Annotated in this window: 15 protein-coding genes; 4 read left to right on the forward strand and 11 right to left on the reverse strand. The window is 51.9% G+C overall.

Annotated elements, in window-relative coordinates:
* Window positions 1-24 precede the first annotated feature (24 nt).
* The 9 genes from VDIS_RS00720 to VDIS_RS00760 all read right to left on the reverse strand — a co-directional run bounded on the left by VDIS_RS00720 (window position 25) and on the right by VDIS_RS00760 (window position 8,106).
* Complete coding sequence (locus VDIS_RS00720; protein ID WP_013335281.1) at window positions 25-843, reverse strand: nucleotide-binding protein; 819 nt, start codon at window positions 841-843, stop codon at window positions 25-27.
* Complete coding sequence (locus tag VDIS_RS00725; RefSeq protein ID WP_013335282.1) at window positions 843-2,405, reverse strand: type II/IV secretion system ATPase subunit; 1,563 nt, start codon at window positions 2,403-2,405, stop codon at window positions 843-845. Before VDIS_RS00725 ends, VDIS_RS00720 begins: the two co-directional genes overlap by 1 nt.
* Window positions 2,406-2,410: 5 nt before the next feature.
* Entirely contained in the window at window positions 2,411-3,484 is a 1,074-nt protein-coding gene (locus VDIS_RS00730) for a hypothetical protein (protein ID WP_013335283.1), read from the reverse strand.
* 80 nt (window positions 3,485-3,564) lie between these two features.
* Window positions 3,565-4,005 (reverse strand): hypothetical protein, encoded by a 441-nt coding sequence (locus VDIS_RS00735; protein ID WP_013335284.1) that lies wholly within the window; start codon window positions 4,003-4,005, stop codon window positions 3,565-3,567.
* 33 nt (window positions 4,006-4,038) lie between these two features.
* Window positions 4,039-4,812, reverse strand: a complete 774-nt coding sequence (locus tag VDIS_RS00740; protein ID WP_013335285.1) for a hypothetical protein — start codon at window positions 4,810-4,812, stop codon at window positions 4,039-4,041.
* 35 nt (window positions 4,813-4,847) lie between these two features.
* Window positions 4,848-5,144: a hypothetical protein gene (locus VDIS_RS00745; protein ID WP_013335286.1), complete on the reverse strand. Its 297-nt coding sequence runs from the start codon at window positions 5,142-5,144 to the stop codon at window positions 4,848-4,850.
* Window positions 5,145-5,191: 47 nt separating this feature from the next.
* A complete protein-coding gene (locus VDIS_RS00750) occupies window positions 5,192-5,602 on the reverse strand; it encodes a hypothetical protein (protein ID WP_013335287.1) in 411 nt (136 codons plus the stop codon).
* 21 nt (window positions 5,603-5,623) lie between these two features.
* Entirely contained in the window at window positions 5,624-6,493 is an 870-nt protein-coding gene (locus tag VDIS_RS00755; RefSeq protein ID WP_013335288.1) for a hypothetical protein, read from the reverse strand.
* A gap of 32 nt (window positions 6,494-6,525) precedes the next feature.
* Window positions 6,526-8,106 carry a hypothetical protein gene (locus VDIS_RS00760; protein WP_013335289.1) on the reverse strand — a complete coding sequence of 527 codons (1,581 nt, stop codon included), beginning with the start codon at window positions 8,104-8,106 and terminating at the stop codon, window positions 6,526-6,528.
* A gap of 48 nt (window positions 8,107-8,154) precedes the next feature.
* Here VDIS_RS00760 and VDIS_RS00765 point away from each other — a divergent pair, with 48 nt between their 5' ends.
* Both VDIS_RS00765 and VDIS_RS00770 read left to right on the forward strand, forming a co-directional pair.
* A complete protein-coding gene (locus VDIS_RS00765; RefSeq protein ID WP_013335290.1) occupies window positions 8,155-9,138 on the forward strand; it encodes an ATPase domain-containing protein in 984 nt (327 codons plus the stop codon).
* 124 nt (window positions 9,139-9,262) lie between these two features.
* Window positions 9,263-10,036: a hypothetical protein gene (locus VDIS_RS00770; RefSeq protein ID WP_013335291.1), complete on the forward strand. Its 774-nt coding sequence runs from the start codon at window positions 9,263-9,265 to the stop codon at window positions 10,034-10,036.
* On the opposite strand, the gene VDIS_RS13080 is transcribed toward VDIS_RS00770, so the two are convergent.
* Both VDIS_RS13080 and VDIS_RS00775 read right to left on the reverse strand, forming a co-directional pair.
* Window positions 10,033-10,158, reverse strand: coding sequence for a hypothetical protein (locus VDIS_RS13080; protein WP_013335292.1), 126 nt, complete (start codon window positions 10,156-10,158; stop codon window positions 10,033-10,035). The two genes, VDIS_RS00770 and VDIS_RS13080, sit on opposite strands and share 4 nt — an antisense overlap.
* Window positions 10,155-10,700 carry a hypothetical protein gene (locus VDIS_RS00775; protein WP_013335293.1) on the reverse strand — a complete coding sequence of 182 codons (546 nt, stop codon included), beginning with the start codon at window positions 10,698-10,700 and terminating at the stop codon, window positions 10,155-10,157. Before VDIS_RS00775 ends, VDIS_RS13080 begins: the two co-directional genes overlap by 4 nt.
* A gap of 327 nt (window positions 10,701-11,027) precedes the next feature.
* Between VDIS_RS00775 and VDIS_RS00780 the strand changes: the two genes are divergently transcribed.
* Together VDIS_RS00780 and VDIS_RS00785 are read left to right on the forward strand one after the other, a co-directional pair.
* Window positions 11,028-11,345 carry a ribbon-helix-helix protein, CopG family gene (locus VDIS_RS00780; protein ID WP_013335294.1) on the forward strand — a complete coding sequence of 106 codons (318 nt, stop codon included), beginning with the start codon at window positions 11,028-11,030 and terminating at the stop codon, window positions 11,343-11,345.
* On the forward strand, window positions 11,320-11,901 hold the full coding sequence (locus VDIS_RS00785) for a hypothetical protein (RefSeq protein WP_013335295.1): 582 nt from the start codon (window positions 11,320-11,322) through the stop codon (window positions 11,899-11,901). Before VDIS_RS00780 ends, VDIS_RS00785 begins: the two co-directional genes overlap by 26 nt.
* The last annotated feature ends 155 nt before the right edge of the window (window positions 11,902-12,056 follow it).

Below are 12,056 nucleotides of genomic sequence, written 5' to 3' on the forward strand. Positions count from 1 at the left end.
TTCCATTATCATTAGTTTTAGGGTTCATGATAGGCTTATTGATCCTGTTAGTAATGCCTTTGCTTGCCTTGTTAGTGTGTTGGTTATTGTTTCTATGGCCTTCTTGAATTGTGTTAGTGAGCCCTTTGGTTCGTATAGTACTGCGGGCTTCATTGTGGCTGTTAGGTACTGCGCAATGGGGCTTGTTGGTACTGTGAATACCTCGCCGTTGTGTGCGTAGCCCCTGACCCTGCTCTCCACGGAGTCTAGGCTGGGTAGTGCCTTGTTTAGGATTACGTTGATTATCTTCCTATATCTGAGCTGGGTTATCATTGGCTGTATGTACGTGTCATCAATCTCCCTAAGCACATACTCACTATACGCCGCGTGGTCAAGGACTATGTTTATTATCTGCGACGTAACCAACGCCGGTATTAGAATGGGCATTGGGGCGTTTGCGGGTAGGTCAATGAGGACTAACTGCGAGCCTGTGGCCATCACCAGCGAATTCACCAGGTAAACCCACCTATTGAAGGATTCATTGACACCCAGCGTCAATTGGTAGGACTTGACACTGCCCGGGGGTACCACGAGTACGCTGGGCATGTACGTCGACCTACTAACCAGTTGGTTAACATCACTCACAGCCCCAACTAGGAAGTCCAGCGCGCCCCGTCTCTCGGGGACAATGCCCAGGGTCCTACTGGACGTCTGGCTTGAGTCGATGCCGAGGTCGATCAGTAATACGTTAGCCCTAAGTGATTGGCTCATGGTTATCGCAAGGTTGGCGGCCAACGTACTCTTCCCAGTCCCACCCTTACTCCCACTGAAGAATGCCATCACGGCATACCTAGGCCTAAGCATCAATTACCACCCTCATTGGCTTTAAAAGCCTCAGAGTCTAGGCTGAGCAACTCATCGGGCAGGGGCAGCGGCTTAACCTCGCCGCTGAACTGCTCCGTATTAACCTCGGCAGTCACATCCACAGCCTTAAGGACTGCCTCAGGCTGTTTGTAAAATACGTAGAGCAGGCCGGCCAACTGCTCATGATCTATGTTCGCATTGACGGCCTTGGTTAGGAACGCGGTCCTAAGCTCTAACTGCCTACTCACGTAATCCGGGCCGTAATCCTTAACAAGGGCGTTCATGTAAGGCTCAGTGTTGTGAATCCTCCTAACAAACCTCCTGGTGACAACCTCATAGACCCCCGTCTCCGGGTTGAACCTAACGTCCCTACTCATGCCAACCTCAACAACCACCGACAGCTTCAGTAACTCCTCGGCCTCCAGGCCCATGTTTGCCAGCCTAACCTCGGCTGCCCTGTAGTCCTCCGCGTGGAATGTGGTCAATGCGCCGTGGCCTAGGGTCACAGCCTCGGCCAAGGCCCTGAACTCATCCCTCGACCTAGCCTCATTTAGGACTATGACGTCGACTCCGGACCTAAGGGCCTGCCTAATCAACTCAGCCTTATCAATGCCCCTAATCCCATGCGCATAAGCCACCCTCTCAAACATCGGCTTAACCACCTGGTGGTGAGGCAGGAAGAGCTCAGCCACATCCATTATCAATGCCATGGACTTTGTGACCAGCATGAAGGCGACTGCGTTCTGCAGGCTCGTCTTGCCACTCCCCATGGGCCCAGTTATCAGTATGGGCACCTTATGATCAGCCAGGAGCCACAGCCTTGCCGAGTCCTCAATACCAATCATCCCACGCCTAATCAACTCGGGGAGTGTCCATGGCCTCCTAGGAAGAACCCTAATACTCATTGAGCCCGGGCTCACCGGCTCACTCTCGGCACTAACCCTAACACCGAATTCAGGATCCACGACAGAGGCTACCGGGTTGTACGTCGTTATTGCGGTCCTAGTCCTCTGGGCCACGCGCCTCATTAGGTAGTCGATGAATGCGTTGAGGTCGAAGGTGATGGTTTTGACAGCCTTCCCACTCCTCCTCACCTCGTAGGGCTCCCAACCAATGATCACCTGGACCCTACCCAGTAGGGCATGCTCTATGTAGACCCCACCAAGCCCAAACCTGGTGTTGGCCTTGTTTATGTGTATGTCCGTCACATCATCCATGAGGAGCAGCGGCGTCAACGCACCGTAGTAATTAAACCACCTATTGAAGACCTTAACAGCCAAGTCAACACTCTCCCTACTTGGCTTAACACCAATCATCCTTAGGCCCCTCTCCACAGCCCTCTCAAGCCTCACCCCACTGCCGAACCAATCAACGATCCTATCCAGTGGTAGGGCAATTAACCAGTCAGGCACATCATCAATCACGTAAGCCACGTAGTCGTGGACACCATACTGACTGGACTGAATGAGGTGAACCTCAACGTCAGTCCTAATACCGCCAAACTCAATGATTTGGTGCCTCACCAAGCCCTGGCTAATGACCCTAGGCCTTGACACGTGCATGCGGATCACCAAATGAGCGGTATCAACGGCGCCAAGAATATCGGTACCAGGCTGATGCCGAGGCCCACTGAGTGCATCGCCTTACCAACCAGGATGGACGTGGTTATGGCCAGAGGCATCAACGTGGCATTGACTAGCTGCGGGTCTAGGCTGATGGGCATGCCTAAGCCCGTTATCGCCGTGGCGTGTATGCCGGCCAGTACGTAGGCTGTGAACACCATGAATGCGTAGCCCACGGCAATGAAGGGCCCGTAGATGAAGCCCATCATTACCGAACGCCTGATGAAGTCTATTAGTGAGTCGACAACCATGTTCACACGCTCAACAAACTCCCTAACACCAACGCCATATGCATAGTCCCAGAGCGGCTTGAGATCTCGCTCGACCACGGTCAGCGGCCTTGGTGGTTGTGGGTTTGGTACCGTGAGTAGGTCATTGAATGAGCTCAAAACCCTCTGGGGAAGCCCCAGGTAATTCGCCACGAACCTAATGAACTGAGGCATGTACAAAACGGCGAAGCCAACGCCGAAGCCCAGGGCGGTTATAAACCAAAGCCTCGTGGCGCCCAGGCCCACTAGGTAATTGCCCAGTGTGAATGCCGTTAAACCACCGATTAAGCCTGCCATCGCTGGCTTGGTGTAGTCGTACCTAACTAGCTCCACCTGGTAGTGGTGGATGATTGGTAATAGGGCGATGCCTATTATGGATACTGTGGGCGGTGCACCGAGTATTGCCATGAAGGATGCTACACCGAGCATTACCGCAATGATGATCACGGCAGTCAACGCCTTACCCTGCCAATCAAGCTGCTGGTTAAGCCAATTACTGAACTTGCTCATCAACGCCAAAAACGTGATTGATGGATCACTACCGGCGGTGAAGTAGGAGTTGGCTATGCTGAGGAGCTCCCTCCTAAAACCCCTGGGTAGGGCCCATGGGTTGTTGAAGGCCCTCATCACAGTGGCTATCCTACGCCAAGCCCTACTGAGCTTAGCACTCTCGTTAACCGCATTATCAACCCCATCCACCGGGGCCCTAACTATGAAGACTAAGTCGGCAACAACCTCCCCAACATCCATCAAGAGGACAATAAACAGGCATTTTAAGGGGGAATTAACCAATGATTTTGATTTTTAACGTCTTCACCGTTTTAACGAGTTCATGAGACCGCCGCGGTGTATGTGCCGCTGCTTGTTATCACGGCTACGCTTGTGACTTCATCAACCCCTGGGTTGCAGTTTGAGTAGGTTATTGTCAGTGTTTGGCCTGGCTTAAGCGTTATTGGTAAGCCGCCGCTCAACTGCTGGCCGTCTAGGTAGTACGTGGTTAATGAGCACGTTGCCTGGCCCTGCCCGGCATATAGGATTACGCTCTCAACCCTCAAACTCCCAACACCAGCATCCTTAATATTCACGAACAATACCCCACTACTCGTTGTTGCAGTCACCATTGGGGCATTCGCCATACCCAACGACCTACTCACACCTCCATACACCACGTACATTACGACCAACGCCATGACCATACCCACTAAGGTAACCACAAGCCAAAGCACAGTAAACTCACCACCCCTAGCCCTACTCTCCACCTTAGTGCTCATCAATAGCACTTATTGACTTATTTTTAAGGGGTCTTAGCCATTACATTTCACGTGTATTGTTAGGTCTGTGTTTGGTGATGCGATTAACATGTATGTGAACTGAATGTAGTTTAGGCCCTCAGTCTTTGATAGGAGTATTGGCTGGACGCCCGGGCTAGTCTCAAGCCAGCATTCAAGTGGCGTAGTACTATTATTGTATGCCAGGTAGTAGTATCTATACGTAACCTCGATGAGTAATGGGCCGTAGGTGAATATGTCCTTAACAGCATATCCACCGAAGTATGGGTTATTACTCTCATCAAGTCCGATGGAGCCACTCACGCCCTTATTATCCCCGACACCAACCCAACTCACAGAACCCTCACTAAAGGGATCAACGATTAAGGTTATGTTAACCCAGCCGGAGCCTGACGGTGCATCATCAATCATGGACCAACCGCTGGCCCTGGCTATCACGCACACTGAGGGCTTTATTGCGGAGCAAACCATGACTGCGCTAGGCAAATCACTGGCTTGGTAGAACCAGGCCTGGTCATGGTACAGCACGTTGCTCCTAACCTCGATATGAGAGCCATCACTAAGGAATATCGCCTTAACGAAGAATGGCTCATGACCAGCGTTGACCACGGCCATGTAGTAACCACCCTCGTAGGGCACAACATCAACCACAGGCCATAGGTAGTTGGCTAGGACTTGACTTTGTACGTATTGGTAATATCCGTAGATCACCCCTCCAACGGCCATGGCCATTATCACCATCGCAATTATAAAGCCAACAACCCCACTAAACAACTCATCAAGGTTCATCAGTTAGAAGGCTTTACCCACTTTTAAGGCGGGCATTACTGACTACTTACCACGGTGTTGTTCATTGGAATTGATGGGCATGAGTAGTAGGTTATGTTGTAGTAGCCGTTATTTACTGTGTAGACTAGGCAGTAACCATCAAGCACAGGCCCATTACCACCCACCTGGGTAACCGGCTTCGGCGGCTCGTAACTACCCATCAAGCCAGCCCAACGAGCCCTATCAATCATTGACTTACCAAGGGACACGCTGATCGCGATTAAGCCGGTAACGGCAATAATCGCCAAAGCCACTATAACCGCGGTGGTCACTGAGGTTATGCCGGACTTCATGGGCAACCACCAAATCGATTTCACTTAATTTTTAAGGTGGTTAAGGGTCACGTGGGGCTCCCAATCGCCATCCTGAGGTAGTTAGCCAGGTTCTTAAACATGAGGATTAGCACGTACGTAGCCTCACTAGCCGGGTTCGCGCTGGATGCCCCAATCATTGAGGCTATTAGGAAGATTATGTATATGCTCAGCCAAATGCCCAGGGCACCGCCGATTATGCGCTTATGATGCCCGAAGATCTCGTTCAGGGCGCCACTCCTCCCGAAGCTTGTTGGGTGCACTATGTACTCGACAGTGTTGTATAGTATCATGCCAATACCAATTAGGAGGGCGAGACCACCAATGGCCAGTAGTGCATTGAATATTGGCGAGACCACGGTACTAACCACCTCATTAACGACCTGCGTCGCGTTAATCGTATTCCCGGTCTGAAGCACTATGTGTGTTATTGTGCCCATCAACCATATTTAATAATTGACTTATAAGGGTAATACATCGATTATCGCCTCATCGAAGACCCTGTACAGGCCGTAGCTCGCGGCAAGGGCCATGGCCAGGGCTACGTCGACGGTTACGTCGAAGGTCTGCATCACGAGGGCTTGGGAGTAGCCCTGGTCAATTATTAACTTGAGGGAGCCAGTCACGTCACTCCAGAGGTTTGAGGCCCCAAGCTGAGCCAGTGGCTTGCTTAATGAAGCCACTGTGTAGGCGCTCAGTAGTGGCCCGAGCACCGCCACAATTATGAGGAAAGCCACTATGAAGGTGCCGAGGCTCCTGGTCTGCCTGACAATGACTAGACCAATGCCGAGGGGTAGTAGCCACCAGGCGTTGTAGGCTATTAGGTTCAGTGCGTAGATGAAGCCTAGGTTTATTATTGTGTACGTGATCATTGTCTGGAGGTACCAGGTACTTTGCTGTAGGTACCACGATAATGGGCTTGTCACTGGGACGAGGTTCAGTGTGAGGACTGTGCCCCAGAAGGTTGCGTAGAAGCCCGTGGTCTCGTTGAAGTACCTAAACGCCGTTAGGTAGCCCCACCTCAACAGTGCCTGCGGGTCACCGGCGCTCGGTAGGTAATTGGCGAGCGTGGTACTGCCCACCGGTATTGCCGAGGCAATTTCATGCGTAAGCCAGGGTAAGAAGGAGGAACCTGGGGCTAGGAGCAATGCGTATAAGGTACCGAGCATTACGGAACCAACAACCACGTCGAGGACCTCATCAACACCCTCACGACGAACCTCTGGGGTGGGCCCATGCAGGTACTTGACAAAGCCGTGGATGAGGACTGAGGCTGCAATACTGCCAAACAGGCCAACACCGAGGATACCCAATGATGGTGAGGCACTCATCGATTTTACCAATCAAGCGCCTAATAAGGTGGCTACTGCCAGCAATTCACCCTAACCTCAACACTCCCCCTCAGGTTGCTCGGTATTAGGTTCACCAGGTCCGCAACCACGTACTGCAGAGTCTCACATACCGCGTTGGCACTGCTCTCCCTAACCGCATTTAGCATCGCCTCCACGTCATTCGAGATCAAACGCAGCGCGCCGAGGACCTCCCCACCACTCAGTAGTTTGATTAGGGGCTTGACTATCGCCCTATCCCTCTCGTAAGCCCTAACCAACCCCAGCAATGCCTCGGCCAGGCCCGCATCACCTAAGTAGTTAGCCAGTGAGTTCAGGGCCTCGGAGAGGGCGTCACTACCAGCCTTACTAGCTAGCCTGGCGGCTAGCATTATCGATGCCCTAGCCATTGAGTCAACCCTCCAATCCCTAGAGGCATTGGACAACTCCCTAATGACGGGGCATGTGTCATCATCGCACGTAAACTCAAAATACCTCCTAAACAACACGCCAGGGCCAGCCTCAGGAGAATCACCAACCCCAGCCTCACTGTTGGCCTCGTCACTAGCCACATTACCAACCACCGAATCACTGAACCGCACATCGCCAGTGTAAATAAGGACCTTGGCATCACCCAGCCTACCCTCATTAATCAACGCAATAACCCTCTTAACAAGGCCAAGGCCGGAATCGGCGGGCATCCCCTGGAGCCTCCTTGCCAACACCTCGAGGTCGCGGAGACTAAGCCTAAACAAAGCCCTCAGGTCTGTGGAGTTTACATCGCCACCCCTCAATAAGCCACTAATCTTGAGGACCCTAAGCCTCTTGGTAATCTCATCGTTGAGGTTATTCGCAGAACCTTGTTCCACGTTCTCACGATCAACGTTTTCGGGAGAACTCACGAAGTCACGACGAAAGCGCTCACGATTGCTTTCGTCGTGAACTGCATTACTTCCAATATTTCCACCGTTATTGCTCAGAAGTTTTTCCACGATATTCCTAAGTTCATTGATGAAATCGTTATTGAGTATCAACGCCCTTATGTAATTTTCGCCTGTTCGTATGTTGGCTCTTATGTACTTGCTGAATACCTTGGCGAGTTCCGTCGTGTGGAATCCCCTGCCCAACTCATCAATTAGCTTGAGCGCCTCAGCTGGGCTGTTTATTGCGTGGTCTATCACGTAGTTCTTAATGAGCTCCCTCGCAAAGTCCAACTTAATCTCCCTATCATCTCTATCCTCATGTACGTGGCATAACTCCGCCGCCAGCGCCATGACCGCAAACCTCTCTGACTCATCATAATCACCAAGGCTCCACACCATTACCCTAACCCTATCCAGCGCAGGGTGCTCCATGGATGCCACCGCCCTGTATAGGCATGTGCTCGTTAATACGTAATTACCAATGACTATGACCGGTAGCAACGCACGCCTTTGCCTACTGTCGAGCAACCTATTCAGGTATGCATCATCGAGGAGCCTACCAACGTCACCCTCACTGCACGGGCACGGGTGCCAGGGAGGTATCCTAAACCTACTGCGGAACTCCCTAAGCGTCATCTCCTCCCTACCCTTAACGTCAAGGTCCAATGAAAGCTCTATAGCCTCAATAGCCATCACTAAAAAGTCAATAGGCCCCTTAAAAGGCTGGGCTTAATAAGTATCGTGACTAGGAAGAAGACTGAATCAATTAACGAGCCCAGCGAGCTCTCCAGACTCACCGAGCTGGGCTTCTCGAGGCAGACGATCGAGCGTTTAATGAGCGTTGGCGTTAGGAGTCTCAGGCACATACTACTATTCAACGCGGAGGAGCTTCAGGAGTTACTCGGTTCGCCCGATACCGAGCTCCCCCGCCGATTAATAAACACAGCCAGGGAGCTACTTGCCGAGGCCCCGACTGCGACAACCGCTAGGGAGAGGATTGAAGCATTAAGTAAGGCACCAATTCTTAAGACCGGCGTTGATGGTTTGGATAGTGCGGTTGGTGGTTTGAGGTTTGGGGTTAGTCATGAGTTTGCCGGTGAGTTTGGGGCCGGTAAGACCATAATGGCCCTGCAGGCGGCGGTGGCGTCAATAGGCCAGTTTGGGTTTAGGGTCGTGTACATAGACACTGAGAAGACGGTTGACCAGTACCTTGGCTCTAACCTAATCAAGAACATGTGTAGCCGCTTCGGCGTTGATTACGAGAAGGTAATTAATGATTACCTCCTCATCTACAACCCAGCCACCGTCGACGACCTAGAGGACTTCATAAAGCTGCGCCTAGCAGACCTAGTACTAAGCAACAATGCCAGGGTGATAATTGTCGACTCAATAACGGCATTGTACAGGGCGCAGTTCAGGGGCCGTGAGAGGCTTGCCGAGAGGCAGCAGCGACTGCACTACGTACTCGACTGGCTTAGGCGACTGAGTATTAGGGCTGGAGTGCTTGTCGTCTACACGAACCAGGTAATGACCAGCCCAACAGGTTTCATAGAGGTCAAGCTGCCGGTGGGTGGGAATGTCCTAGCACACACAGTGAACGCTAGGTGGCTCATGACAAGGGCAAGCAAGGCAAAGAATGAGGGAGTCATGAAGGCACTCGACGTACCAGGCCTACCCCCGGGATTCGAGATAAGGTACTCAATAATGGATGACGGGCTCCACTGAAGCCGCTAATTAGCCATATATTAGGTTATATACCACGTATTGCCTTTGTCAAATTCTTAATGATTAATTATAAATCATTGGTAAATTTAGAGCCTTATTAACCCTCTCATAGGCTTATTAATTGATGGGTGCTTACCCCGGTGACGCTAGGTCGAGGGGCCTTGTGGTTGTTAATGATGATGGGTTCCCCGTGGATGCGGTCAGCGGTGTTGTGCTTAGGGACTACGTGTTCGAAGGCACCGAGGAGCACCCGGCAAGGCCCGTTAGGTTTGATTATGGTAATACCGGTGTATTAGCTTCACAGAACCCTCTTAACAAGTTAATTAGGTACTTTGGGGCTGACATGGTTGTTGGTGTCAGGGATGGCGCCGAGGCCAGGGCGAGGTTAGTTAGGGCGTTGGCTGATGAGGTTGAGGCTGTGCTTAGGGGGCATGGTATTCAATACCACAGAAGCCAGTGCGAGGCATTAGCCGAGAAGTTGCTGGGCCTTGGGGTTAAGCCCTCGATTGCGGTTAAGGTCCTAGACTGCGCCCTAGACCCCGAGTGCGATGAGTATGGGCCTGAGTTGAGGAGGCCTGTGGAGGGTGCCTTTGAGGATGTCTTCAACCAATCCCTGGGACCGAACGCCGTTGTTAAGGCCCAGATAATCACAGCCCTCAACAGGTGGTTCCTAAACGACGTGATAAGCCCAGGCGAGGTTTACGGTGAGTACCAGGAACTAAGCGCCCTGGCTAGGGCATTAGGCAGGCGAGTGTACAGGAGGAGCCTCATTAAGGCGGCAATAGCCAGCGTAATAGCCAGGGCACTGGGTATTGAGAGGGCTAGGGAGTTACTAAGGGATGTGGGTGAGGAGCAGGCAGTGGAACTACTCAGGGAGTTAAGGAGGGCGGAGGGCTAAGGCATGTTAAGGCAGACATCAAGCACCACCTCCCAATCGCCGTAATCTCTCCCAACCTCGATACACGTGAATCCCCGGTTATTGGGGTCACTTAATGGCTTAATCCCATCCTTAATGCTCATACAACCCTAACCCCCAGCTTGGTTAGGGCGTTGTTTATGTACTGACCGGCGAGGCAGGGCCTCGGGAACCTCCAGAACGGCTTACCCACGCCGAGGGCCTCAACCTCGATTATCCCAACCAACACGGGTGTTGTGGAGGTCATTGCCTGTATATTGAGTATTGTGTCAGCCCTTAGGTAGCCCCGATCAACGAGCCTACGGTAAGCCCTAACAACATTCGGCGCCTCAGCAACCCTCTCAATGACCAGGGCATAGCCAGAGTCAACCAGCGAAATAAGCGACTCAGCACTCTCGGGAGGCCATATGAAGTTACCATCCCAACAAAACCCCCTCCTAACCCTACCCCTAACAAGCACGTCACCCAAGCCTATCGGCGACTCCCTAACCTCAAACACCCTGGGGACCACGGAGGCCACAACAACCAAGCCCCTAACCACCAAGGCAACGGAGCCAAGACCCACCGGGACAGGCCTACTGGGCCTGTCAAAGCCGTAGACGAACAAATTCCTCCTCCTAATAACCCCATCCCTAAAAACCAACATCAATAATGAGTAAGTCACCGATTTAAGAGGGCCTACACACACCAACGGCCGGAGGCCCCTTGGGTTTGTATACCATGCATCCACGACTGCGGTCCTCGTTCACGGCTCTTGGCTAGGCCGTATGGCATTGCGAGTGGGTCCACGCATTCAGTGTTACCCACCGTCCTTTGTTTGTAATGCCGTGTAACACGGGCTCGATTCTCCATGCCACATGCCCATGCTTCTTGACTGTGAACTTCGTGGCTTTTCGTGCTACACGGTTTCGTGGACCATGACACATTTAGTCCTGCGCATGGCCTTTTAAGTCCATGTTTCCTAACCATTGAGATGAGGTTTAGGAGCGTTAGGGTTAGGGAGGATGTTTATGAGGTGCTCGCTAGGCTCTCCGAAATCAATGGCACGTCAATCAATGAGTTAATTCGGCAACTACTCACGGCTTATTTAGCCATCAACGAGATTAAGGAAATGCTTAGGCAGTGCCTTGGCCGATTAAGCATTGGCACGGGCCTCAACGCAGTCAGTACCGAGCCCATTAAGGACTCAATTAGGGAGGTTAATGAGCCATTGATTGAATTTGAGGGTAACCCATGGGTTCGGATCATTAGGGCTAGGGTGGTCAATGGTGAGGGTCGAGAGGGACATTGAGGGGTTGGCAGTCGAGAGGCTTAGGGCTAGGTTCCCCGGTAAGGGCAATTCATGGATTAAGCGGGCATTGAGGCGTTTTGAGGGTGGCTCGGTTAGGCAGTTGGGTGAGGATGCATGGGTCGTGAGTGGCGACCCAAGGCTTGGCGATAGGTACCCTAGCTACGTCGTTAGGCTTAGGGACGGTAGGTACCACTGCACGTGCTTCGAGACCAGCTGGGGCTTGCGTAGGAGTGCTGAGGTCTGCACCCACATCGCGGCGGTGATACTCCACAGGGAGTATTCGAAGTTAATGCAGCCGGTCTATGCCGCAGTCATGACCATGGAGTGCGATGGTGACCACCACGTCGAGGTGCTTGATAGGGAGGTCAGGGTGATTAGGCAGGTAAGGGTATTGAATAATGACCTACTTAAACCGAGGTATCGCGTGACCTACGTAATAACGAGCGAGAAGCCAAAGACAGTAATGGTTAGGTACGCGTGTGGGGATGAGATAGGCGAGCAGGAGATAACACTAGGCAAGACAATGAGGTACATAATCGAGCTAATCATGAGGTAAGGATACTGGGTATTAATTGGGTATTAATAAAGTAACCATTTACTTCTTCCACCCACGTAAGTATAGGTATTGTTACCCACCCTTATTCACGTATGCTAAACTCACCATTAACCCTAACACTCACTAATTTACCTGAGGCCATGCTATACACCTCA

The sequence above is a fragment of the Vulcanisaeta distributa DSM 14429 genome, assembly GCF_000148385.1.
GTDB lineage: Archaea > Thermoproteota > Thermoprotei > Thermoproteales > Thermocladiaceae > Vulcanisaeta > Vulcanisaeta distributa.